Annotated in this window: 28 protein-coding genes; 7 read left to right on the plus strand and 21 right to left on the minus strand. The window is 69.1% G+C overall.

What is annotated here, in order from left to right:
- Nucleotides 1–15: 15 nt before the first annotated feature.
- The 4 genes from ACZ3HV_RS34630 to ACZ3HV_RS34645 are packed head-to-tail and all read right to left on the minus strand — an operon-like array spanning nt 16 to nt 1764.
- Nucleotides 16–351, minus strand: a complete 336-nt coding sequence (locus ACZ3HV_RS34630; protein WP_465690649.1) for a YnfA family protein — start codon at nt 349–351, stop codon at nt 16–18.
- Nucleotides 348–782: a MerR family transcriptional regulator gene (locus ACZ3HV_RS34635; protein WP_465690651.1), complete on the minus strand. Its 435-nt coding sequence runs from the start codon at nt 780–782 to the stop codon at nt 348–350. The genes ACZ3HV_RS34630 and ACZ3HV_RS34635 overlap by 4 nt, the downstream gene beginning before the upstream one ends.
- A complete protein-coding gene (locus tag ACZ3HV_RS34640) occupies nt 779–1099 on the minus strand; it encodes a hypothetical protein (protein WP_465690653.1) in 321 nt (106 codons plus the stop codon). Before ACZ3HV_RS34640 ends, ACZ3HV_RS34635 begins: the two co-directional genes overlap by 4 nt.
- 41 nt (nt 1100–1140) lie before the next feature.
- Nucleotides 1141–1764: an FHA domain-containing protein gene (locus ACZ3HV_RS34645; RefSeq protein WP_465690655.1), complete on the minus strand. Its 624-nt coding sequence runs from the start codon at nt 1762–1764 to the stop codon at nt 1141–1143.
- Between the two features lie 218 nt (nt 1765–1982).
- Here ACZ3HV_RS34645 and ACZ3HV_RS34650 point away from each other — a divergent pair, with 218 nt between their 5' ends.
- The 3 genes from ACZ3HV_RS34650 (at nt 1983) to ACZ3HV_RS34660 (ending at nt 4392) form a co-directional block, all read left to right on the plus strand.
- Nucleotides 1983–3059, plus strand: a complete 1077-nt coding sequence (locus ACZ3HV_RS34650) for an ATP-dependent DNA ligase (protein ID WP_360372118.1) — start codon at nt 1983–1985, stop codon at nt 3057–3059.
- Nucleotides 3059–3823: a polyprenyl diphosphate synthase gene (gene uppS, locus ACZ3HV_RS34655; protein WP_465690657.1), complete on the plus strand. Its 765-nt coding sequence runs from the start codon at nt 3059–3061 to the stop codon at nt 3821–3823. Before ACZ3HV_RS34650 ends, uppS begins: the two co-directional genes overlap by 1 nt.
- A 65-nt stretch (nt 3824–3888) precedes the next feature.
- The gene (locus ACZ3HV_RS34660) at nt 3889–4392 is read left to right on the plus strand and encodes a hypothetical protein (protein ID WP_465690659.1); all 504 of its coding nucleotides are present in this window, start codon (nt 3889–3891) and stop codon (nt 4390–4392) included.
- Here ACZ3HV_RS34660 and ACZ3HV_RS34665 read toward each other — a convergent pair.
- Both ACZ3HV_RS34665 and ACZ3HV_RS34670 read right to left on the minus strand, forming a co-directional pair.
- Entirely contained in the window at nt 4389–4565 is a 177-nt protein-coding gene (locus ACZ3HV_RS34665; protein WP_465690661.1) for a hypothetical protein, read from the minus strand. The genes ACZ3HV_RS34660 and ACZ3HV_RS34665 overlap by 4 nt on opposite strands.
- 2 nt (nt 4566–4567) lie before the next feature.
- Complete coding sequence (locus ACZ3HV_RS34670) at nt 4568–6442, minus strand: ABC transporter ATP-binding protein (protein WP_465690708.1); 1875 nt, start codon at nt 6440–6442, stop codon at nt 4568–4570.
- Between the two features lie 160 nt (nt 6443–6602).
- On the opposite strand from ACZ3HV_RS34670, the gene ACZ3HV_RS34675 reads away from it, so the two are divergent.
- From ACZ3HV_RS34675 to ACZ3HV_RS34685, 3 genes are read left to right on the plus strand one after another with little or no spacing between them, the layout of a single operon-like run.
- Nucleotides 6603–7043, plus strand: coding sequence for an SRPBCC domain-containing protein (locus tag ACZ3HV_RS34675; protein WP_465690663.1), 441 nt, complete (start codon nt 6603–6605; stop codon nt 7041–7043).
- A complete protein-coding gene (locus ACZ3HV_RS34680; RefSeq protein ID WP_465690665.1) occupies nt 7040–7369 on the plus strand; it encodes an ArsR/SmtB family transcription factor in 330 nt (109 codons plus the stop codon). Before ACZ3HV_RS34675 ends, ACZ3HV_RS34680 begins: the two co-directional genes overlap by 4 nt.
- 14 nt (nt 7370–7383) lie before the next feature.
- A complete protein-coding gene (locus tag ACZ3HV_RS34685; protein ID WP_360372098.1) occupies nt 7384–7833 on the plus strand; it encodes an SRPBCC family protein in 450 nt (149 codons plus the stop codon).
- Here the strand turns inward: ACZ3HV_RS34685 and ACZ3HV_RS34690 are convergent.
- Both ACZ3HV_RS34690 and abc-f read right to left on the minus strand, forming a co-directional pair.
- Nucleotides 7830–8600, minus strand: a complete 771-nt coding sequence (locus ACZ3HV_RS34690; protein WP_465690667.1) for an enoyl-CoA hydratase/isomerase family protein — start codon at nt 8598–8600, stop codon at nt 7830–7832. The genes ACZ3HV_RS34685 and ACZ3HV_RS34690 overlap by 4 nt on opposite strands.
- 25 nt (nt 8601–8625) lie before the next feature.
- On the minus strand, nt 8626–10224 hold the full coding sequence (gene abc-f / locus ACZ3HV_RS34695; protein WP_465690669.1) for a ribosomal protection-like ABC-F family protein: 1599 nt from the start codon (nt 10222–10224) through the stop codon (nt 8626–8628).
- 108 nt (nt 10225–10332) lie between these two features.
- Here abc-f and ypfJ point away from each other — a divergent pair, with 108 nt between their 5' ends.
- Entirely contained in the window at nt 10333–11235 is a 903-nt protein-coding gene (ypfJ, locus tag ACZ3HV_RS34700; RefSeq protein ID WP_465690671.1) for a KPN_02809 family neutral zinc metallopeptidase, read from the plus strand.
- 58 nt (nt 11236–11293) lie between these two features.
- On the opposite strand, the gene ACZ3HV_RS34705 is transcribed toward ypfJ, so the two are convergent.
- The 13 genes from ACZ3HV_RS34705 to ACZ3HV_RS34765 all read right to left on the minus strand — a co-directional run bounded on the left by ACZ3HV_RS34705 (nt 11294) and on the right by ACZ3HV_RS34765 (nt 23367).
- Complete coding sequence (locus ACZ3HV_RS34705; protein ID WP_465690673.1) at nt 11294–14341, minus strand: hypothetical protein; 3048 nt, start codon at nt 14339–14341, stop codon at nt 11294–11296.
- Nucleotides 14342–14362: 21 nt separating this feature from the next.
- Entirely contained in the window at nt 14363–15310 is a 948-nt protein-coding gene (locus tag ACZ3HV_RS34710; RefSeq protein WP_465690675.1) for a hypothetical protein, read from the minus strand.
- A gap of 108 nt (nt 15311–15418) precedes the next feature.
- Nucleotides 15419–16063, minus strand: coding sequence for a hypothetical protein (locus ACZ3HV_RS34715; RefSeq protein WP_465690677.1), 645 nt, complete (start codon nt 16061–16063; stop codon nt 15419–15421).
- 20 nt (nt 16064–16083) lie between these two features.
- Nucleotides 16084–16827, minus strand: a complete 744-nt coding sequence (locus ACZ3HV_RS34720; protein WP_465690679.1) for a TadE/TadG family type IV pilus assembly protein — start codon at nt 16825–16827, stop codon at nt 16084–16086.
- Nucleotides 16814–17278 carry a TadE/TadG family type IV pilus assembly protein gene (locus ACZ3HV_RS34725; protein ID WP_465690681.1) on the minus strand — a complete coding sequence of 155 codons (465 nt, stop codon included), beginning with the start codon at nt 17276–17278 and terminating at the stop codon, nt 16814–16816. The genes ACZ3HV_RS34720 and ACZ3HV_RS34725 overlap by 14 nt, the downstream gene beginning before the upstream one ends.
- 7 nt (nt 17279–17285) lie before the next feature.
- On the minus strand, nt 17286–17777 hold the full coding sequence (locus ACZ3HV_RS34730) for a TadE/TadG family type IV pilus assembly protein (protein WP_465690683.1): 492 nt from the start codon (nt 17775–17777) through the stop codon (nt 17286–17288).
- An 11-nt stretch (nt 17778–17788) separates the two neighbouring features.
- Complete coding sequence (locus ACZ3HV_RS34735; RefSeq protein WP_360372068.1) at nt 17789–18007, minus strand: hypothetical protein; 219 nt, start codon at nt 18005–18007, stop codon at nt 17789–17791.
- A 100-nt stretch (nt 18008–18107) separates the two neighbouring features.
- A complete protein-coding gene (locus tag ACZ3HV_RS34740) occupies nt 18108–19025 on the minus strand; it encodes a type II secretion system F family protein (protein WP_360372065.1) in 918 nt (305 codons plus the stop codon).
- Nucleotides 19022–19921, minus strand: a complete 900-nt coding sequence (locus ACZ3HV_RS34745; protein WP_465690685.1) for a type II secretion system F family protein — start codon at nt 19919–19921, stop codon at nt 19022–19024. The genes ACZ3HV_RS34740 and ACZ3HV_RS34745 overlap by 4 nt, the downstream gene beginning before the upstream one ends.
- 84 nt (nt 19922–20005) lie before the next feature.
- Nucleotides 20006–21316 carry a CpaF family protein gene (locus ACZ3HV_RS34750; protein WP_465690687.1) on the minus strand — a complete coding sequence of 437 codons (1311 nt, stop codon included), beginning with the start codon at nt 21314–21316 and terminating at the stop codon, nt 20006–20008.
- A complete protein-coding gene (locus ACZ3HV_RS34755) occupies nt 21313–22116 on the minus strand; it encodes a hypothetical protein (protein ID WP_465690689.1) in 804 nt (267 codons plus the stop codon). The genes ACZ3HV_RS34750 and ACZ3HV_RS34755 overlap by 4 nt, the downstream gene beginning before the upstream one ends.
- Entirely contained in the window at nt 22116–22853 is a 738-nt protein-coding gene (locus ACZ3HV_RS34760) for a hypothetical protein (RefSeq protein WP_465690691.1), read from the minus strand. Before ACZ3HV_RS34760 ends, ACZ3HV_RS34755 begins: the two co-directional genes overlap by 1 nt.
- 52 nt (nt 22854–22905) lie before the next feature.
- Entirely contained in the window at nt 22906–23367 is a 462-nt protein-coding gene (locus ACZ3HV_RS34765; RefSeq protein WP_465690692.1) for a hypothetical protein, read from the minus strand.
- Nucleotides 23368–23458: the final 91 nt, after the last annotated feature.

The raw sequence follows: 23458 nt of genomic DNA on the forward strand, positions 1-23458 counted from the left end.
TGCCGGATTGAGGACTCACGCGCCGCGCGGCGCGTACATGATGATCACGACGCCGACCAGACAGATGACAGCGCCGAGCAGGTCCCACCGGTCGGGGCGGAACTTGTCCACAACCATCCCCCACACGAGCGATCCGGCCACGAACACGCCGCCGTACGCCGCGAGGATCCGGCCGAAATGCGGATCCGGCTGGAAGGTCGCGACGAACCCATAGGCGCCGAGGGCAATCACTCCCCCGGCGATCCACCACAACCCGCGATGCTCCCGCCACCCCTGCCACACCAGCCAGGCCCCACCAATCTCCGCCACCGCCGCCAACACAAACAGCACCATCGACCGCAGAACCGTCACGCGCGACCACCCGGACCGACCGCGTGGCCGAGCTCGGTGAACGGGAGTGGGCAGTTCGGGTCGCCGGCGCAGGTTGCCAGGTCGTCGCACCCGGCGGCGATCCCGGCGCGGAGGGTCTCGGCGATGACGGTCAGGTCGGCGATCTTCGCTTCCACGTCGGCAAGCTTCTCGCGTGCCTGGGCCTGCAATCCGGCTCCCTCGCCGATCGCATGCCGGTGCCTCGCGGTGTCGAGCAACGCCGCCACCTCGGTCAGCGTGAACCCGAGCCGCTGGGCCGCCTTGATCACCCGCAGCGTGGTGACGGCCTCCTCCGGGTAGACCCGGTGACCGCCGAGGCTGCGGACCGGCTCGTCGAGCAGTCCGCGGCGTTCGTAGTACCTGAGCGTCTGCAGGTTCACCCCCGCCGCGGCCGCGACTTGGCTCGGTCTCATGTGGGGAGTCTGTTGGTCAGGGCGTCGAGTACGGCGGTTTGGGTGGGTGGGACGGTGATGCGCAGGCCTAGGTTGCCGGTGGGTGTGCTGGTGAAGTCGAAGGTGAAGAAGGAGCAGCACTCGGTCTCCTTCTTGGTGAGTGCTTCGGCTGTTGGGCGGGACTCAGGGGTGAGGACGAGGTCGAGGGTGTGCGGGTCGACGCGGGTGGCGCTGCGGAGGTGGTCGGCGAACAGTTGGTCGAACTCGGCGACCCGGAGTGGCTGCTCCGCGGTGGGTAGCGTGCACGCGGCGGGTGCCCAAATGGTGTGCTCGTTCATGGATCGACGGTAAACCTGTACCTGGGTACCGGATGCAAGTCCTACGGCTGGTCTGTCCAGGTGAGGATGTAGGCGACGGCGCCGAACTGGATGTGGTCGCCGGGGCGGACTCGGGACGGGGTGGTGATGCGGAGGCCGTTGACCTGCGTGCCGTTCATGGATCCGAGGTCGCGGATCATCCAGCCGTCGTCGACGTACCGGAGTTCGGCGTGGCAGCGGGAGACCGAGACGTCGGGCAGGCGGAGGGTGGCGCCGGGACCGCGACCGATGCGGACGGTCGGTGAGCCGGGGGCCGGAAGTGCGAGGCCGGGTAGCGGCGGCGCGGCTGGACGTCGTACGACGGAGACTCGCGGCAGGCTCCCGAGCCACTGACCAAGAGTAGTCGTCACCACCTGCGGCTGCCCCGCGGTCCGGGCGAACCCGAGGCGTGGGAGTCTGCCGCGCAGTTCTCTGGTCCAGGTGACGACCCGTGGTTCGGCCCGCGGCAGGTCGCGGATCGCATCCGAGAGCTCGGCGCGGCTCTGGGCGCGGAGCACGAAGTTCATCCGGCGGATGAACGTGTCGTGGGACAACCGGCCCGAACCGGCGCCGTCTCTGAGAACGGCCAGGGCACGATCCCGCTCAGCGTCCGACGGACGAGTCCGTTCCAGCGGCGCCGAGGTCATGCTTTGAATTGTCGGTCCAGGCCGGTTCACTGTCCACCAGGGGTCAGCGGTACCGGAGCCGGTAGGCGGCGTGGGCGATCGGGGCGGTCACCGGCAGTGCGGCCGTCATCACTAGACCTTTGATCATCATGATCAACCTCCCGAGTTTGGTCATTTGGTCCTCACCAATGCGACGCGCCCCGTCGCCCAGGAGTTGGTGGGTGGGCCAGAATGGCGAAATGCGACTGCCTGTCATGCCGCCGGTCAAACCGATGCTCGCCAAGCCGGTCAAGGAGATCCCGCGCGGGGAGATGAGCTACGAGCCCAAGTGGGACGGGTTCCGGTCGATCATCTTCCGCGACGGCGACGAGATCGAGATCGGCAGCCGGAACGAGAAGCCGATGACGCGGTACTTCCCGGAGCTGGTCGAGGCGGTGAAGGCGAACCTGCCGGAGCGGTGCGCGATCGACGGCGAGATCATCGTGATCGGCGAATCCGGCGACCGGCTCGACTTCGAGGTGCTGCAGCAGCGGATCCACCCCGCCGCGAGCCGCGTGAACATGCTGTCCGAGAAGACCCCGGCCCGGTTCGTCGCGTTCGACCTGCTGGCGCTCGGGGACGACGACTACACCGAGCGGCCGTTCGCGGAACGCCGTACGGCGCTGCTGGACGCGCTCGCCGACGTGAAGGCGCCGATCCACGTGACGCCGGCGACGACCGATCACGAGACGGCCGGGCAGTGGTTCGAGCAGTTCGAGGGCGCCGGGCTCGACGGGCTGATCGCGAAGCCGCTGGACGGCACGTACCAGCCGGACAAGCGGGTCATGTTCAAGATCAAGCCGGAGCGCACCGCGGACTGTGTGGTCGCCGGGTACCGCGTGCACAAGAGCGGGCCGGACCGGATCGGCTCGCTGCTGCTCGGGCTGTACAACGATGACGGCACGCTGGCGAGCGTCGGGGTGATCGGCGCGTTCCCGCTCGAGCGGCGCAAGGAGCTGTTCGCGGAGATGCAGCCGCTCGTCACCACGTTCGACGAGCACCCGTGGGCGTGGGCCAAGCAGGAGGAAGGCGTTCGTACGCCGCGCAACGCCGAAGGCAGCCGCTGGCAGGCCGGCAAGGACCTCTCGTTCACCCCGCTGCGGCCGGAACTCGTGGTCGAGGTCCGCTACGACCACATGGAAGGAATCCGCTTCCGCCACACCGCCCAGTTCGTCCGCTGGCGCCCCGACCGCACCCCGGAGTCCTGCACCTACGAACAACTAGAGGAACCCCTCAAGTTCGACCTCTCCGACGTCCTCTCCAGCGCCCAACGCTAATGAGGCCGCTGTATCGCCTGTACGCGCGCATCCTGCGGCGGCAGCTGGCCGGGCTGCCGATGCCGCAGCACGTCGCGATCGCCATGGACGGCAATCGCCGGTGGGCGCGTGGCGCGGGATACGACGACGTACGCATCGGACACCGGTTCGGCGCGGAGCACCTGGAACTGTTCCTGCAATGGTGCTCGGACGCCGGGATCCGCTGCGTCACCGCGTGGGTCGCGTCCGCGGACAACATCCGGCGGCGGGACTCGGCCGAGGTGGACTACCTGATGGAGCTCACCGAGACGGTCGTGGCCGATCACGTGCGGCGGGATCACCGGTGGCGGCTGCATGTCGCGGGGCAGTTGGATTTGTTGCCTGATTCAACGGCTCGGGCGCTGAAGGAAGCGGTTGAGGAGACTCGGGACCGGCCGGGCGCGGGTGATCTGACCATCGCGATCGGGTACAGCGGGCGGCTCGAGGTGCTGGACGCCGTACGGGCGGTGCTGGACGAGGCGGCGGCGAGCGGGCGATCGGTGGCGGAGGTCGCGGAGTCGCTGAGTGAGGACGAGATCAGCCGGCATCTGTACGTTCCGGGGTTGCCGGATCCGGATCTGGTGATCCGGACCAGCGGTGAGCTGCGGATGTCGGACTTCCTGCTGTGGCAGGCGACGCGGTCGGAGATCGAGTTCTGTGACCTGTACTGGCCCGCGTTTCGGGAGGTGGATTTGTTGCGGGCGTTGCGGACGTACGGAAGGCGGCGGCTGGAACGATTCAGTTGAATACTTTCGGGTCTGCCGGGGGCACAATGTAGGCGTACCGACTGGTAGGAACTGGAGGCTACGAGATGTACGACGTCGTACTGCTCGTCGAACAGGAACTGTCCGGGACAGACGCGAAACGCGTCGTCGACCTGCACCAGGACATGCCCGAGCCGGTCAAATACCACGTGCTCGTGCCGTGTCACAACGCGGAGGCCGGCGTGGAGGCCTCGATCAGCGCGCTCGGCACCGCGGATCTCTACGGGCCGGGGCTCGCCACCCAGCGCAACGACCTCGCCGAGGCGCAGAAGGCGATCGACACCGAGGCGAAGGGCTGCAGCGGGCGGAGCGTGGAGCGGCTGCGCGACCTCGGCCAGACCGCCGAGGGCGGCATCTCCCACGATCGTCCGATCGACGCCCTGGTCGCCACGGTGAAGCATGTGCATGGCCAGGAGGTCATCATCCTGACCCGCTCGCACGTGGTCGCGGAGTTCTTCCACCTCGACTGGACCAACTCGGCCCGGCGCCACCTCGGCGTACCGGTGCTGCACCTGCTGGAACACGACCCGGAGAAGACGCCGGCGCCCTAGTGCCGAAGGAGTGCCACGTACGTGACGCCGCCCGCGAGGGCGGCGATCAGGAGTGAAAGGGTCGTCCTGATCGCGCGTTCGCCGGTCTGGCCGTAGTGGCGGCCGTCCTCGGAGTGGTAGGCGAGCTTGAAGCCCGCGTAGCCGACGGCGAGGACCAGAGCCAGCTTGATCATGATCAGACACCTGCCGCTGTGCCGGATTCGGTGAACTGGGTGCGATAGAGGTCAGCGTACTCGCCGCCGGCCGCGAGCAGCTGCTCGTGCGTACCGCGCTCGACGATGTTGCCGCGGTCAACGACCAGGATCAGGTCCGCGTTCCGTACGGTCGACAGCCGGTGCGCGATCACCAGCGACGTCCGTCCTTCCAGCGCGGTGTCGAGCGCCCGCTGGACGGCGACCTCGGACTCGGAGTCCAGGTGCGCGGTGGCCTCGTCGAGGACGACGATCCGCGGTGCCTTGAGCAACAACCGCGCGATCGCGAGCCGCTGCCGTTCACCACCGGACAACCGGTGACCGCGGTCCCCGACCACGGTGTCGAGTCCGTCGGGCAACGACGAGACGAGCTCCCAGATCTGGGCCGACCGGAGCGCCTCGATCATCTCCTCGTCGGAGGCCTCGGGCTTCGCGTACGCCAGGTTCGCCCGGATCGTGTCGTGGAACATGTGCGCGTCCTGCGTCACGTACCCGATCGCGTCGTGCAACGAGTGCAGCGTCGCGTCCCGTACGTCGCGGCCGCCGATCCGGACCGCACCGCCGGACACGTCGTACAGGCGGGCCACCAGGTTGGTGATCGTGGTCTTGCCTGCACCGGACGGGCCGACCAGCGCGACCATCTGCCCGGGGCGTACGACGAAGCTGACATCCTCGAGCACCTGCGCCGACACGCGCTTGTCGAGGACCGCGACCGACTCCAGGCTGGCCAATGACACCTGATCGGCCGTCGGGTACGAGAACGCGACGTGCTCGAACTCCACGCTGGCAGCGTCAGCCGGCAAATCCTGCGCTCCCGGCGCGTCCTTGATCATCGGCTCCAGGTCGAGCACCTCGAAGACGCGCTCGAACGAGACCAGTGCGGTCATCACGTCGACGCGCACGTTGGACAGTGCGGTCAGCGGACCGTAGAGCCGGCCGAGCAGCGCGACGAGCGCGAGCAGCGTCCCGATCGTCAACGTCTCGCGGACGGCGAGGTTGCCGCCGACGCCGTACACCAGCGCCGTCGCCAGTGCGGCGACCAGCGTCAGCGCGGTGAAGAAGACCCGGCCGACCATCGCGATCCGGATGCCCAGGTCGCGGACCCGGCCGGCGCGCTCGCCGAAGTCGCGGTTCTCCAGCACCGGGCGACCGAACAGCGTGACCAGCAGCGCTCCCCCGACGCTGAACCGCTCGGTCATCGCGGTCGACATCTCCGCGTTCAGATTCATCTGCTCCCGCGTCATCGTGGCCAGCCGGCGGCCCAGGACGCGGGCCGGGATCAAGAAGATCGGCAGCATCAGGATCGCCACCACGGTCAGCTGCCAGCTCAGCACCAGCATGGCGCCGACCACGAGGATCAGGCTGATGATGTTCGAGACCACGCCGGACAGAGTGGAGGTGAAGGCCTGCTGGGCACCGATCACGTCGTTGTTCAGCCGGGACACCAGCGCACCCGTCTGCGTCCGGGTGAAGAACGCGACCGGCATCCGCTGGACGTGCGAGAAGACCTTGGTGCGCAGGTCGTAGATCAGCCCTTCACCGATCCGCGCCGAGAACCAGCGCTGCATCAGCCCGAGCGCCGCCTCGACCACCGCGAGCAGTGCGACCACCAGGGCGAGCGCCGTCACCAGCGGCGCGTTCCCCTTGCTGATGCCGTCGTCGACGATCTTCTTGAACAGCAGCGGGGAAGCGATCACCAGGAACGCGGAGATGATCACCAGCAGCAGGAACAGCGTGATGTGCCAGCGATAGGGCTTGGCGAACTTGGCGATCCGCGGCAGCGTGCCCTTGGCCAGCTTCTGGCCGACCACCGACGTGTCCTGGCGTCGCCAGCCGTACGCGCTCATTCCAGGACGCATCATGCCCGACATCCGGTCCCCTCCCGATCTGGTGACCTAGACAACACTCGAGGTCGCCGCAAACTTCCCCTCGAGTCTAATGCAACCAATGGTTGCGCATGACGTGAGTGTGCCCTACAGTCATAGGCAACCAAAGGTTGCGAAAGGAACGGTGAGTGGGATGGCGCGGAGTATCGAGCGGGAGATTCGGGTGGAGGCCGCACCAGAGGTCGTCTACGAGGTGGTCAGCTCGCCGGAGCACCTGCGCGAGTGGTGGCCGGACGACGCCGAGCTCGACGCCGTACCGGGCGCGGTCGGGACCGTCTCCTTCGGGCAGCAGCCGGACACGAAGGTCGTGGCCCTGACCGTCGTCGAGGCCGACCCGCCCCGGCGGTTCTCGTTCCGGTGGGACTACGACGGTGAGGTCGCTACGGAGGCCAACTCGTTGCTCGTGACGTTCGACCTGATCCCGTCGGACGGTGGCACGCTGCTGCGGTTCGCCGAGACCGGGTACGACGAGGCGTCGAAGCCGGATGAGGTCTACCACGACCACGCCAGCGGCTGGAGCTACTTCCTTCCCCGGCTCGCGCCGTACGTCGACCGGCTGGTGTCCACGCCGTGATCGACGACGAGCTCTGGTCGGCGGTCGGAGATCCGACCCGGCGGCGGATGCTCGATCTCCTGCTCGCGAACGGCGGCGGGACCGCGACCAGCCTGAGCGATCGCCTGCCGGTCACCCGGCAGGCGGTCGCCAAACATCTCGCCGTACTCGACCGGGCCGGGCTGGTTCATGGCACGCCGGCCGGACGCGAACGCCGCTACACCGTGGACGAGGCGCAGCTCGAGCGCGCGATCGCCCAGATGGCGAACGTCAGCGAGAGCTGGGACCGGCGACTGCAGCGCATCAAGCGGATCGCCGAAACCATCCAGCGCAACCGCGACAACTGAGAAGGGCTATTCCTATGTACGACATCCTGCACAGAGTCGGCGTCATCGCGTCCCCCGAGGACACGTCCGCGGCGCTCACCACGATCGAGGGCCTGGCCGGCTGGTGGACCGAGGACACCAAGGGCGACACCGACGTCGACGGAGTGATCCAATTCCGCTTCGCCGGCGCGGGCGGTGAAGGCTTCGACATGAAGGTCCTGGAGACGAAGCCCGGCGAATTCGTCCGCTGGGAGGTCGTCGACGGCCCCGAGGAGTGGATCGGGACTCACGTCGGCTTCAAGCTCTCGAAGGTCGACGACTACACGATCGTCCTCTTCAAGCACGCGGGCTGGAAGGAGCCCGTCGAGTTCATGTCCCACTGCAGCACCAAGTGGGCGAGCTTCCTGCTGAGCCTCAAGAAGTACGTCGAGACCGGCAAGGGCGACCCCTCGCCGAACGACGTACAGATCAGCAACTGGCCCTAGCCGAACGCGGCCAGGAGCTCCTTCAACCGGCGCTCCTGGGCTTCCCGCTCAGCCTTGAGCTGGTCGGCGTACGAGCGATCCGCGGCACCGAGGAGCAACGCCTTGGTCTCGCGGATCGCGCCCGGGAGCGGGGTCAGCAGCGCTTCGGTCAGATCCTTGACCGTGTCTGCCAATTCCTCAGCGGGTACGACGATGTTCGCCAGGCCGAGCTCCTTCGCCTCGGCCGCTTCCACCCACCGCGTGGTGGCACAGATCTCGAGCGCCCGCGAGTACCCGACCAGTTGCACGAGAGGCTGCGTGCCACCGAGGTCCGGGACCAGGCCGAGGGCCGTCTCGCGCATGCTGAAGCGGGCGTCCGGGGTCACCACTCGGAGGTCACAGGCCAGCGCCAGCTGGAAGCCCGCTCCGACCGCGTGCCCCTGAACCGCCGCGATGCTGATGATCTCCGGCCGCCTGAGCCACGAGAAGCCGACCTGGAACGTGGCGATCAGCTCGTGCACCTCGGCGGTCGGCTTCGCCCCGAGCGAGAGCAGTGGCTCCTCACCCTGGTCGTTCTCGCCCATGATGAGACGCCGGTCGAGACCGGCCGAGAACGACGGCCCCTCCCCGGACACGACCACCACGCGGACGTCGGACGGCAGCGCCGTACCGAACTCGGCCAGCGCGCGCCACATCCCCGGAGTCTGCGCGTTGCGCACCTCCGGCCGGTCGAGCACCACTCGCGCGACCGGTCCGTCCACCGTCAACCGCAGTCCCAACTCCGTCATGAGACGAACATTACTGCGGAGTAGGTCAGGCGAGCGAGACCAGGTCCGCGTAGTCGGGCGACCAGAGGTCCTCGACGCCGTCGGGCAGCAGCAGGACGCGCTCCGGCTCGAGTGCCTCGACCGCGCCCTCGTCGTGGGTGACCAGCACGATCGCACCGGTGTACGAGCGGATCGCGTTCAGCACCTCGGCCCGGGACGCCGGGTCCAGGTTGTTGGTCGGCTCGTCGAGCAGCAGCACGTTGGCCGCCGAGACGACCAGTGTGGCCAGGGCTAGCCGGGTCTTCTCGCCACCCGACAGCACCCGGGCCGGCTTGTCCGAGTCGTCGCCGGTGAACAGGAAGGAACCGAGCACGCTGCGGGCCTGGGTTTCGTTCAGGTCCGGGGCGGCGGTCTTCATGTTCTCGAGCACGGTCCGGTTGACGTCGAGCGTCTCGTGCTCCTGCGCGTAGTACCCGAGCTTGAGGCCGTGCCCGTCGATCACCTCGCCGGTGTCGGACTTCTCGATCCCGGACAGCACCCGCAGCAGCGTGGTCTTCCCGGCGCCGTTGAGGCCGAGGACGACGACCCGCGAGCCCTTGTCGATGGCGAGGTCGACGTCGGTGAAGATCTCCAGCGAGCCGTACGACTTCGACAGTTCGCGCGCCATCAACGGCGTCTTGCCGCACGGCGCCGGCGTCGGGAACGCGATCTTCGCCACGCGGTCCTGCTTGCGCTCGTCCTCGAGCGACGACATCAACCGCTCGGCCCGGCGCAGCATCTGCTGGGCTGCGGCCGCCTTGGTCGCCTTGGCCCGCATCTTGTTCGCCTGGTCGACCAGCTGGGTGGCCTTCTTCTCCGCGTTCGCCCGCTCGCGCTTGCGGCGCCGCTCGTCGGTCTCCCGCTGGGTCAGGTACGCCTTCCAGCCGACGTTGTAGATGTCGATCTCGGCCCGGTTCGCGTCCAGGTGGAAGACCCGGGTGACGGTCTCCTCGAGCAGGTTCACGTCGTGGCTGATCATGATCACGCCACCGGGGTACGTCTTCAGGAAGTCCCGCAGCCAGATGATCGAGTCGGCGTCCAGGTGGTTGGTCGGCTCGTCCAGCAGCAGCGTCTCGGCCTGCGCGAACAGGATCCGGGCCAGCTCGACCCGGCGGCGCTGACCACCCGACAGCGTGCCCAGCGGCTGGCCGAGGACGCGGTCGGGCAGGCCGAGGTTCGCCGCGATCCGGGCCGCTTCGGCCTCGGCGGCGTACCCACCGGCGGCGTGCAGGTCGGCCTCGGCGCGCTCGTACCGCCGCATGCCCTTCGCGCGGGTCTTGTCATCCGCGCTGGCCATCGACTTCTCGGCACTGCGCAGCCGTCGTACGACGTCGTCCAGGCCGCGCGCGGACAGGATCCGGTCGCGCGCGAGGATCTCCAGGTCACCGGTGCGTGGGTCCTGCGGGAGGTAGCCGATCTCACCGGACGACGTGGCCGAGCCACTCGCGGGCAGGCCCTCTCCCGCCAGGATCTTCGTCAGCGTCGTCTTGCCGGCGCCGTTGCGGCCGACCAGCCCCACCTTGTCGCCCGGGCCGACCCGGAACGAGGCCGGCGCGAGCAGCTGACGGGCACCGACGCGAACCTCGAGATTGGAGACAGTGATCATCGCGGTGGCAGGTGTCCTCAGGGTCTGGGGGTCGGTCAGGTAGCGGGTCGGCGGCGCAGCGTCACGACACGGCAAAGATCCCCGCCCTCGGGGTCTAGTCTAAGCGGTGTGAAATTCAACCCGGATGCGGATCTCGACACCAGCGGTGTCGAGGACACCCGCGGTAGCGGCGGCGGAGGCGGCGGACGGCTGCCGGGTGGCACGATCCCGATCGGCGGCGGCATCGGCGGAATCATCCTGCTGGTCGTCATCCTGCTCCTGAACGGCGGCCTCCCCGGCGGCACCGGCAGCGACGAGCCCGCGGTCCGCAACACCGCCGCCGGCAACCTGGACTCCTGCAAGAAGGGCACGGACCTGCAGAGCAACGCGGACTGCCGGTTCGTCTTCTACCAGAACTCGATCCAGGGCTTCTGGGCCGCGGAACTGCCCCGGCGCGGGAAGAAGTACACACCGGCGGCGATGCGAGTGTTCGACGGTTCGGTCAGCACCGGCTGCGGCCCGGCGACCAGCGCGGTCGGGCCGTTCTACTGCCCGCCCGACAAGCGCGTGTACCTGGACATCGGGTTCTTCAAGACCCTGCAGACGGATCTGGGCGCCCGCGGCGGCGAGTTCGCCGAGGCGTACGTCGTAGCCCATGAGTACGGCCACCACATCCAGAACCTGTACGGCATCCTCGGCCGGATCAAGACCCGCAACGGGCCGACCTCCGACTCGGTCCGCTCCGAGCTCCAGGCCGACTGCCTCGCCGGCATCTGGACCAACCACGCCACCACCGTCCCCGGCAGGAACGGCCAGCCACTCATCACCGAGCTCTCCGAGGACGACATCGCCCGCGGCCTCGACGCCGCCGCGGCCGTCGGCGACGACCGCATCCAGGAGAAGACACAGGGCCAGGTCACGCCGGAGAGCTTCAGCCACGGCACCGCCGAGCAACGCATGCGCTGGTTCACCAGAGGCATGGACTCCGGCGACATGACCAACTGCGACACCTGGTCCGCCTCCACGCTCTGATACACACAGCAAGAACCGCCCCCTGCACCGAAGTGCAGGGGGCGGTTCTTGCTGTGTGTCAGGCGACCGCGGCTGGGCGGTGGTAGCCCGGCAGCAGTTCGTCGACGAGGGCGTCCGTCTCGGCTTCGGGGCCGCGGGGGGCGCCGTGCTTGGCGAGGGCGGCGTAGAGCTGGCTGGCGACGTTCGTGACGTCGGCGGTGGTGCCGAAGTGGGCAGCCAGGCGGAGCGTGGCTCGCCAGAGTTCCTCTGAGGCCGGCGAGAAGCTGAGGCCGGTCTGGAGGGCCGTGCGGGCCAGGTTGCCGTCGCTGTGGCTGAGGGACGCCTCGGCGAGCCGCAGCGCGGCGTCGACGACGGCCTCCACCATGCGACGCTCGATGCCCGAGGCGGCGAGCCAGGAGTAGCGGCCGGCCGGCACGTTGGACCAGGCCGCACCGTGGACCAGGCTGAGCGCCGTCGACAGCGGCCCGCGCGGGTCGTCCATCATCGTCGCCTGCTTGGCCAGCGTGCGGAACACGTCCCAGTCGACCCGGACGATGCTGCGGTTCAGCATCCAGCGACCGGACTCGTCGGCGTACATCGCATCCACCCCGACCCAGCGGCGGGTGTGCTCCAGCGCCGCGTCGCGCAGCTCCTCGCTGATGCCGCGCGGCCAGATCGCACCGGCCAGCACGTTCGGGTGCACGCCGTAGTCCTGGCTGGACAGGAACGCGATGATCTCCGTCGACAACGCAATCCGGCCGTCGTCGATGGTGCCGCGGGCATCCACCTCGACCGGCCCGAGCAGGTCGACCTCGACCGGTGCGGGCTGGCTGAGGTCGGTGGCGGAGAACTCGTACGCCGGCATGTTCTGCTCGGCCCGCCGCTTGTCCCGGGCGTCGAACTCGGCCGCGTCGAAGAGCGCCACCAGATCGGCGAACTGCTCCGGGTTGATGCTGTGGGCATCGACCTCGAGCCCGAGCAGCCGGCAGACCGCCTGGTTCTTCTCGTCCACGACGAACCGCCACGGCGAGCTGATCACGTCGCCGACCACGACCACCGCGATGCTGCGCTGCTGGTCCGCGGCGAGCCGGTTCAGCTGGTCCTGCTCCTCCGGCGACGGCGGCGCGGACACGAAGATGATCTCCGCACCCCACAGCGCCGGATCGGGGTAGGCCATCCGGGCCTCGTCGACCGAGCTCAGCTCGCGCCGCGCGCAGGCCTGCACCTGGGCATCGGTACGCCGGGTGACCTCGGCGATCGCGTCGTCGAGCCGGACCCAGTAGGAGAGCCGGCTCGGCGCCAGCGACGACAGGTCGTCGCCGAAGCCGACCATGCTGATGTGCGCACCCTCGGACCACAGGTTCGTCGCCAGCTCGACCGCGAGCGAACCGACCACGTCGCGGGACGGGTTGTTCACCCCGCCGAAGCTGACGATGCCGTTCGCGGTGTCGAGGTCGATGAGCACGGTCGCGCCGTCGGCGTTCTGGCCGATCGTGACCAGCGTCGGGTACGGCGCCGGCGCGTTGACGTCACCGGTCGGCGCGTAGCCGCGCCGAAGCGTCCAGCGGGTGCCCTCGGCAATCGCCTGCCAGGGACCAGGAGGAGCGGGCTGCGCGCCGTACGGGTCGAGCACGAGCGTGAGCGCCCGGTCCGTCACCAGCGCGGCGACGACCTTCGGCATCGGCCGCTGCGCCTGCGTCATGTCCGCGCCGAGCTTGCGCAGCGCGTTGTCGACGAACTGCGCGGTCGGGATGTCGGACGCGAGCCGCAGACCGACCTCGGTGGTGCGGTGACCGGCCGCCTTCGGGCCCGGACCCAGCGCCCAGCCGCGGCGCCGCTTCAGCGCCAGCGCCAGGCCGGCCGCGAGCAGCGTCGCGCCGAAGCCGTAGATCCCGGCGTCCTGCAGGCTGAAGCCGTCGTCGCCGGTCGCGACCGGGACGGCCACGGGCACCTGCGTGCCACCGGCAGCCGGGTCGCCCGGCTCGGAGTTCGCCGTACCGGGACCGTGCGGGCCGACCGTGATGCCCGGTTCGCCCGGCTTGACGTTCTTCGCGCCCGGGTCGTTCTTCGCGCTGCCGATGGTGACCTTCGAACCGGACTCCTCACCCTGCTCGGACCAGCGGCTGCCCGGACCGGGCGTCGTCTTGGTCTCGATCGTCGTACCCGAGCCGGTCGTCACCTTGCTGCCGGTGGTGACCTTCGAACCGGTGGTCGTCTTGGTCTCGGTCGTGACGTTGGTGCCGGTGGTGACCTTGGCGCCGGTCGTCAGCTTCGTGTTGGTGTGGTCGTCGATGTTGACGCGGACCGTGTGCACACCCGGCCCCTTGGCGTCAGCGGGCAGGCGGACCTGCCAGCCCGGCAGGATCAGGTCCGGATTGTTGAGCCGGCGGCCGTCGGGCTGCAGCTTGTTCTTGTTGAGGTCGTAGATCTCCTTGTAGCGGCGGCCCTCGCCCAGGTAGCGCTCGGCGATGTCCCACAGGCAGTCGTAGTTCCGGCCCTGCGGCGGCTTGACCTCGGTGTACTTGATCACCGTGCCCTTGTCGTCGGTGTTCGTCCGTACGCCGGTATGCGTGGTGGTCTGGGCCTGGTTGCCGCTGAGCACACTGCTGCGCGCCTCGGTCTTGCGGAACTGGTCCCGCGTGCTCTGGTCACCGCCCTGCGTCACGCTCACCGAGGTCGGCGCGGTCGCGGACGTCGTCACCGCGCTGGCGACCGGCAGGCTGACGCCTGCTCCCGCCGCGATCAGTACGACGGTGCCGATCAGCCGGCGGGCGAGCGTCTGTGAGCCGCCGCCGAACGGAATGCGAGGCGAGAGACCGTGGCCGCGGATCTCCGCCGCCGCCTCCGCGATCAGGCAGATGACGAAGTGCAGCCAGGCGATCCAGATGAAGAACGCGATGATGCCGAGAACGGTCTCGATGCTCAGCTCGTCGAACAGCATGCTGCTGCTCGGCATCGTGTCCGGCCACGGCGTACCGAAGAACCGCAGCAGGACGTACGGAACCCCGCCGACGATCGCCAGGATCGCGAGCAGCGCGACGAACCCCTTCAGCCGGTCCGCGCCCGGACTCCCCGACCGCCGCTGCGGCAATCGCGCCGCCCGCACCGGCTCATTCGTCCTCACCATCACGCCTCCACACCCCCACCGTTAACCACCGATAGCCTGCACTTCCTGCACCGGCAACCGCTGCACCGCATGCACGTCAGCCGTGCCGATCGAGGTCCAGCCGGTGCTTTGGCCGACCCAGTACGAAACCTCCCAGGTGATGGTCAGCTTCACCGTGTACATACCGTCCGGCTGAGTCGCGCTGGACCGCTTGTACACGTGCTTGCACGTGTTGATCTGGTGGTCCGGGTCCTGCGACTGGTCGTACCCGTCCGGGTCGTCCAACGGCGTCACGCCCACCGGGCACGTGAACGTGCCGGAGTTGTCACCTGGGTCGATCACGATCTGGACGACCATGCCGCGCATGGTGAGGTTGTGACTCGGGTCGAAGTACCCGCTGGTCAGGTCCTTCGGGTCCACCGCCTTCCCCTCGGTCTTCCCTGCCATCGAGCTCTCAGGTGTCAGCGTGAAGTACGCGGGCACGTTCACCCGCGGCGTGTACGTCGGCATGATCTGCAGCGCCGGATCCGGGTACGTGCTCTTGAAGGGCCACCAGAAGTCCTTCATGTAGTCCGGGAACGGGCACTGAGCGCGCTCGGCGGCGTCCACCGGAACGTAGGCCCGCTCCAGGTGCGCGTCCGGCCCACCGTTGTAGCTGTCGAGCTTGTAGTCGGTGATCGTGATCCGCATCACCCAGGTCTTGCCCTCCGGCGCCTTCGGCAGCCGGATCCCCTCGGGAATGTCGAAGTCGCGGCACGGGATGAACGGCCGGCCGTCGAGCTTCTCCCGCCAGGTCGGCGGCGGTGGCCCACCGATGTACGCCAGACCGGAGCTGCAGTACGCACCGAAGCCGACCGAGTTGACGTACATGCTGCAGACCTTGTTGCCGGTCTGGATGGTATCGGCGGATGCCGTCGTGGCGGGGACGGTCATCACCAGTGCGAGTACGGCGCTCAGGACCAGCAGTCCACGGCCCACTCGGTTGTGCATCCTCACTCCCCAGACTCGGCTACCCGGCAGATTATCTTCGACCAGGGGCATCATGCCCGTTGCTCAGTGCCCCGTCACCTATTCGGAATGTGAATTCCCGGTTCTGATCTATTCCGGATAATGCACACCCGAGCAGTTGACGCCTTTCGACGGAGCCAGCCGGTACGGCAGCCAGCCACGTCCGGTCAGGACCATGTCGATCACCTGAGGCGATCCCTTCGGCGTGATCTCGATCCAGTTCTTCGCCTTGGGATCCCAGTACTGCGTGGTCTGCGAGCGGCACGTCTTCACCCGAACGATGCCCCCCGGCCGGGTCTGCACACCCATCACGACCACGCTGCCCGGCGGGCGCATGACCCAGCCGTTGCGTTGGGCATCGAAGATCGCCTGTGAGACGTCGGCGTACCAGAACGACGGGAAGGACTTCTTCAGCACGGTGTCGTCCTTCGACACCAGCGCCTGGAAGTACAGCGGATAGCTGCTCACGAGGCCTTGGACGGCGGGATTCGATCCGAAGTTCCCAGCCTGCACGATGATCTGCTGGTGAGCAGAGGTCGGCTTCTTCGTGGTCGCCGCTTGCGAAGGTTCCGTGGTGGGTTGGCTCGCCCCGGTCGGCGAGGTGGTCGAGGTCGACGTACCGGTGTCGCCGCCGGCGGGGACGGGGAGGCCGCCGTCGTTGGAGTCCTTGCTGCCGCAGGCGGACAGCAGCAGTACGCCGGCCAGCGCCGCGGCGGGGAGAGCGAACCTACGCACGGATGACATTCCTTCGGTTTCTAGCGGCTGGGCGGGCTGGAGGGCGGCGTCGCGGTCGGCGGGGTCGCGGGCGGCGTGGACGACGGATCCGGTGTCGGGGTCACGCTCGGCGTGCAGGTGGCCGGGAACGGGAGCGGCGTCAACGTCCAGATCGGGGTCGGTGAGCCGATGGTCCAGGTCGGGCACGGAAGGTCGATCGTCGGCGGCACCGCGGTACTGGTCGGAGCGCCAGGGCCGTCGCGCGTCCGGTTGACCACGATCGGGGGGATCGTCGGGCTGTCGTCGGCCTTGTTGATGCCTTGTTCGGCGTGGGCCTGGCCGGTGCCGGAGGCTTTCAGGGATTGTTTGCCGATCAGGCCCAGGAACGTTGTCTTGTTGGCGATCGAGACCGAGATGTCGACCTCTTCCTCGGTGAGCCTGGTGGGCGCGCACGAGGTGACGGCCGGATCGTTCGACGTCACCTGGGCGCAGAAGGCGGCGATCGCCGTTGCCGCCTTGGTGGTGTCGATCTTGGCTTCTGCGCTGTTCAGCTGGATGGCCGCCGCGCCGACGCGGGCCGCCTCCTGGGCGTACCCGACCGCGCGGGAGCGGGCGCCGAGCTGGCGGCCGCCGTCGATGACCAGGCCGGCCAGGGTGAAGATCATCACCGCGAGGATCGCGACCGCGGGACTGAGCGCACCCCGGGCGAAATGCCGATGGTTGCCGGGGGCATCGATCCGGAGGAACTCGGCGACCCGCGACCGGTGCCGTTCAGGAGCCGTCACCGCGCACCCCCCGGTACGGATCGAGCGACGAGGTGAACCGCTTGGTGATCGTGGTGTCGCCACCGAGACCGAGCAGGCCGAGGTCGCGGTAGTTGATCGTGCAGGTGACCTCGACCGACAGCGGCGCACCGGCGGTGAAGGCCGTCGTGATCGTCCCGGACGCGCTTTCCTGGCAGGACTTGACCGCCTGGCTCATCGTCGTGGTGACCGCCTCGTCGACCCGGCCCTGGGCCTCGGCCAGCGAGCGCGACTGGCTCGCGGCGCGGGCGCCGTCGCGAGCGGCACTCTCCAGCAGCGAGGACGTCTGGAAGTAGCGGCCACACGCGAGCAGGAACATGAACAGCACCAGCAGAACCGGCGCCAGGATCGCCAGCTCGAGCGCCAGCGCGCCGCGTTCGCGCCGCTGCAGACGTCGCGCGAGGGTGCGACGGATCCCCAGTTTCCGCGTCATCTCCTGCTCACTTGTCGTCGGCCTCGAACTGCTCGATCGGGCCGGTGGCGGTGCGGGTCACCTTCAGCGTCAGGCCGGGGACGAGTGAGACGGTGTCGCCGGTGACGGTGAAGGAGACCATGCCTTCGGGGTTGTTGTACGACGGCGGCGGGACGCTCGCGTGTTGCAGCGACGTGCCGCCGACCTGCTGCGCGTACGACTCGATGTCGGCCCGGACCTTCTCCCCCACCGCCTCGGTGTAGACCGGCGGCTGAACGAGCCGCAGCCGGGACACGCCTTCCTGCGCGGCGTTCAGCGCCACCGACCGCCCGTACAACCAGAGCGCGGTCTGGATGGACATGAAGATCAGCGCCAGGATCGCGGGCGCCAGGATAGCCAGCTCGAGCGAACTGACACCCCGCTCCGATCGTCGCCGGCCGCGGACACGACGGACGCCGTACCGGCGCGCAGGAAGCGGCAGCGGTACGGCGTCAGCGGAAGAGTCGGGGCGGACAGGCATGACGGCGTCGGTCAGCCTTCGCCGATCTCACCGGTGCGCTTGTCGATGACGCGCTTGACGACCACGCCGATCGCGAGCGCGGCGGCGACCAGGATCGCCGAGATGATGGCCCATTCCAGAGCGGAGGCGCCGAGCTGGGTCCGGCCTTGGCGTGCCCGGGCTCGTTGCGCGTGCGCCCGCGCCACCGCGTAGCTTGCCATCGCGCGCCAGAACTGCAGTTCCGAGTTCATCCGAGTGCCTTCCGATTCGTGAGGCCGAAGCAGGCCTCAGTATGCCCTGTACGACGGACAACTCCGTGCGTTGGATCCATTGCCCTGATCATCGTCCGGCCTAACTTCCGAGGATCGCGATGGCGGCCGGGAAAGCGAGGAAAAGGAAGAAGGCGGCGATCATCACGAGCTGCGCGACCAGCATGGACTGCGAGCGCTCACCTGCCTTGCCTTCCACGTCGGCCAGCTCTTTGCGCCGCAGTGACGCGGCCCGGGCCAGCAGCGACGCCCGGATCTTCGCGCCTTCGTCGCCGGCCAGTGCGAGCGCCGACGCCAGGTCGCGGAGCTCTTCGACGCCGAGATCCTCGCCGAGCCGGGCCATCGCGTCCCACGGCGTGATGCCGATCAGCCGCGCGTTCGCGAGCGCCTGCCGGATCCGCGCCATCGCCCAGTGGTCGCCGATCGTGGACGCGGTCATCAGCGCCTCGGGCAGGCCGCGGCCGCCGGCCAGGTTCATCGCGACCAGGTCGAGGAAGCTGCCGACCACGTGCCGGAAGTCGCGGCGCCGCTTCTCCGCCTCCTGCCGCAACGCCAGGTCGGGCAGGAAGAACGCGAACACCATCGCGGCCAGGGTGACGATCGCCGGGCTGGCGCCGGGCGCGTTCAGGCCGAGCGCCCCGAACAGGAACAGCACGATCGGGATGAAGATCATCGCCCCGAGCGCGAAGAACACCTTGGTCGCGAGCATCGCGGCGAACGGCTGGTTCATCACCGCGAGGTCGCGACGGAGCTTCCCGAACGCCCAGCCACGCGCGTTCGCCTCCAGTTCGAGCCGGCGGCCGAGCGACTCGCGCGCCCGGTCCACACCACCGAGCACCCGCTCGCCGGCCGCGCTCGTGGTGGCACTGGTGTACCCGCCGCGGCCGGCGTCGATCCGGGCGATGGTGGACAGCACGTTGGCCTGCGGCTTGATGAACATCCGGATCAGCAGGTACGCGCCGAGGCCGACGAGACCGCCGGTGATGAAGGCCCACGTCATCGGTCCACCACCTCCATCCGCTGCTCGCCGGACAATTCGGGCCGCCCCGAGCTGCGGATCAGGAAGCGCTCCGGCACCTCGATCTTGGCCAGCCGGCGCAGCCAGATCAGCCCGAGCGCGTACAACGCGATCACGACGGCCAGCACGACCTGGCCGACGAAGCTGGTGTACGGCGCCATGTAGGACGGGTTGAACAGCACCAATCCGGCCGCCATCAGCAGCGTGATCGCGACGACCACCTGGACACTGCGCCGGGTCGACCGCCGTTCGGCCGCGACCTTCCGCCGTACGTCGAGCTCCTCGCGGGCCGAGTCGGCCAGGGCGCTGAGCACCTCCCGCAGACCAGGTCCGCGCAGCCGGGCGTTCAGCACCAGGGCCGCGACGATCAGGTCGGCGGACGGGTCGTCCAGGTCGTCGGCGAACCGCATCAATGCCGACGGCAACGGTTCGCGGATCCGCAGCCGGTCGACCAGCAGGTTCAGGCTGGGCTTGATCGCCGGCGCCGAGTTCACCGCCGTCGCCGGGATCGCCTGCTCCAGGCCGACCGCGCCGGCGATGGTGTCGCGCAGTGCCTCGGTCCACGTGGCCAGGGCGTCCAGCCGCTCGATCGCCCGGCGCTCCTCCCCGGTGCCGCCGAAGAAGCGGTCGGCCGTTGCCGCCAGGAACCCCAGCGCCACGGCGAGCACGAGCCAACGGGTGACTACCAGCACGATCAGACCGACACCGATGCCGACGCCGAGGCGGATCAGGTTCTTCCGGGCGTCGGCGTTGCTGCGCTGGAAGAGCGACGGCGTCTCGTCCCGCGGCTCCGTGCCACGGATCGCGATGATCAGCAGCAGTACGGCGCCGCCGACGACCGCTCCGCAGAGCAGGGCGAGCAGGGTCCGGTTGCTCATCGGCGTCCTCGCTTCGCTCCGGGCGCCGACGAGACACGAGGCGTGCTGTGCTTGATCGTGACCTCGCTCCGCTCGCTCACTGCCTCACGCCCACGTTCCGTGCACGAGCGGCTGGTACCCGAAGTGCTCGAGCTCCTCCATGCAGGCGATCGGCGCGTGCGCCGCGGCCCGGCCGTCCGGACCGAGGGCGAACACCTCGCCGGACAGCACCCGGCCGTCCCACCCGGTGACCTCGCGGATGCTCTCGACGTACCGGCTCAGGCCGCCGCCGTGCTGGTAGTCGTTGTGCTTGCGCACGAACACCACGAAGTCGAGCGCTCCCGCGATCAGCATCTGGGTCGCTTCCATCGGCAGCCGCTCGGTCGCCTGGATGGCGTAGGTGCTGATCCGGTTGAACACCTCCATCGAGCTGTTCGAGTGGATCGTCGACAGCGAGCCGTCGTTGCCCTGGCTCATCGCGTTCAGCATCGTGACGATCTCGTCGCCCAGCACCTCACCGACGATCACCCGGGACGGGTTCATCCGCAGCGAGCGGCGGACCAGGTCGGCCATGCTGACCATGCCGACGCCTTCGGAGTTCGGCAGCCGCTCCTCGAACGCGACCACGTTCGGGTGCAGGTCCTTGAACTCGCCGAGGCCGAGCTCGAGCGACCGCTCGACCGTGATCAGGCGCTCGGTCGGGCCGATCTCGTTGGCCAGCGCGCGTAGCAGGGTGGTCTTCCCGGAGTTCGTCGCGCCCGCGATCATGATGTTCTTCCGGGCCGCGACCGCGGCCCGCAGGAACGAGCCGATGTCGTCGGTCATGGTGCCGTTGGCAACCAGATCGCGGAGGAAGACCCGGCCCAGCCGGGCGCGCCGGATGGACACCGCCGGACGCGAGGTGACCCCCATGACCGCGGACAACCGGGAGCCGTCCGGCAGCCGCAGGTCCAGCTGCGGGTTGGCCGAGTCGAACGGACGGCTGGTCAGGCCGGCGTGGGCGGCGAGCACCTGGATCAGCTCGACCAGTTCCTCGTCGCTCTCGGCGACCGGACCCGGGGTCTCCTCGCGGCCGTCGCCGTACTGCACGAAGACCTGGTCGCAGCCGTTGATGTCGATGTTCTCGACCTCGGGGTCGTCGATCAGGGGCTGCAGCCGGCCGACCCCGAACAGCGCCGAGTGGATCGCGCCGGCGATCTGCGCGTCGTCGTCCGGGGTGGGCGGCGTACGGCCCTCGGCCAGCTCGTAGCGGGCGTGGTCCTCGAGCACCTGGACGATCAGCGAGCGGGCGTACTCACGCTCGTCCTCCGCGCTCATCGGAGGTACGCCGTTCACCTGGTCGCGGCGGCGCTGTTCGTTCAGCCGCTCGGCAACCTGCACCCGCAGCTTGCGAACCAGCTCCTGGTCAGCGCTCACCGCCCGTCACCTCGCGGCGGAAAGGCGGCGTTGGCCATGTCGAAGTCCTGCGGCGGCGGCGCCGCGACGATGGCGGCCATCTCCGCGGTGATGTCGGTCGCGGACCGGATCAGCGCGGTCTTCTCGAGCCGGCCGTGACCGCGCCCGTCGAAGAACGCGGCGCCGACGGGGTCGTAGGCGAGATGCCACCGGTGCCGCACCGGCACGGACATCGCGTCCAGCACGGACCAAACCTGCTTCACGCCCTCCCGTCGCTTCGGGTCGGCCACCACGACCACACCGAGCTGAGCGTCGACGTGGTGCACCAGTGACGACAGCCGCTCCCGCAGATGCGCCACCGACGACCCAGTCGCCGTACACACGAGTACGACGAGCCGCGCGGACTGGATGACCGGGAGCTGCGGGGAGGACGCACCGACGCGACCACAGTCGGCCAGTACGTCGGCACTCTGCATCTGGTTGAACGAGATGCCGAGCGGATGCCACAGACCGCCCATGCCACCGATCTGCTCGGGCGAGCGGACACCGAGCAGTACGTCGAGGCCACCGTCGAGCTGCTGGCTGTGCGCGAGGATCACCTCGTCGCCCAGGCCCTTGCGGCTGGCCGCGGCCAGGCTGACCAGGCCGCGGTCGGAGTTGAGCGCCGTACCACCCGGTGCGGTCATCCGGACCGCCACATCGCTGCCGGCCGGGTCGCACTCGGCCAGCAGCACCTGCCGTGGCCAGAGCGCGCCGAAGACGAGACTGGCGGTCGTCACCCCGGGCGAGCCCTTCGCGCTCGCCAGTGCCACCAGAGCCATCAATTGTTCCCGTCGTTGCGCGAGACCTCGGGCTTGGTGTCCGGCGAGAGCTTCACCAGCACCAGCGACTTGGCCGCGGCCGCGGCGGCCACCGTAGTCGCCTTCTCGGTCGGGACCAGCACTGTGACGTTCAGCGTGGTGCTGGCGTTCGTCCTGGTGTCGGCGATGGCGCCGGAGCTCGCGGTGACCTCGGCCGCACTGACCAGCGCGACCGCCGCACCGGAGTCCTGGTTGGACGTAGGCACCCGGATCACCGAGACGATGTCCCCGACGGCGATACCGTCCGAGGTCGCCCGGCCTGCTTCGAGGCTGAGTCCGACCTCCGCTCCGCCGGTCGGGATGGGCTTGACGCCGGCCTTGGTGAAGTTGGCCGGCGTGACGAACTGGTCCTTGTACAGCCAGGTCGTGGTGTAGCGACCGAGGTACTTGCCGGCCTCCGACCACGGGATCAGGCCACCGGTCGCCCCGGCGAGGTCGCCGCGGGACAGGTCCTTGGGCTCGAGCTTGTGGCCGGGCGCGAGGCTGTCGGCGGAGATCGCGACGAAGTCGGACCGGTTGCCGCTGTTCAGCGCGATCAGAGCCGAGCCGGCGGCACCGAGCAGGATCAGGATGACCGCCAGCGCGGCCAGGGCCGGGCGGCGCTCCCGGCCGCTGGGAAGGCGGTTCGAACCGCCTGCCGATCGGCCCGCTCCGCGGGTGCCTTGGGAGGGGGGTCGCGTGGAGGACGAGAGACTCACGCGCCTACCGTAGTGGCACCTGGGTGCCAACTCGGCCGGTAGGTCGGTGCCGTTATCGGCTCGCGACCCGGTCCCGTTCGGTCGTGGTCAGCAGCTCGGTGAAGGCACCCGGGCCGCCGTACAACTGGTCTAGATAGCTGTACAGCCCGTGCAGTGCCCGTCCGAGCTCGCGCTGCCACCCATCGGCCCCCTCCAGCTCGGCCGCGAGCGCTCGTCCGTCGACCAGCGTGACGGCCGCGTTCACCGGCTGAACCAGCCGTTCTCCGTCCGGATCCGGTACGACGTTCCGCCCGCGAACCCGGCGTACGACGTCGGCCAGGGCGGACCGCTCCGGCCCGGTGTACACCCGGTCGAACCCGATCCCGCCGTACAGCTCGTCGAGGTAGTCACACAGCGCGAGGAACAGCTCCACGCCGTCGTACTCCGGGCCGTCGGTGGCCACATGCCGCAGCTGCGCCACCGTGCCCCGCGCCTCGGTCACGCTCCACTGCGAGGAACCCAGCCGGTCGTCCATTGGTAGTTAGGGGCGCGGTGTCCGTAGGTTGGACCCGTTTCCCCTGTCCCCTTTCAATCCGTGCGTGCGGTTTTCCCGCACACGGCTTACC

Source organism: Kribbella sp. NPDC020701, from assembly GCF_055562215.1.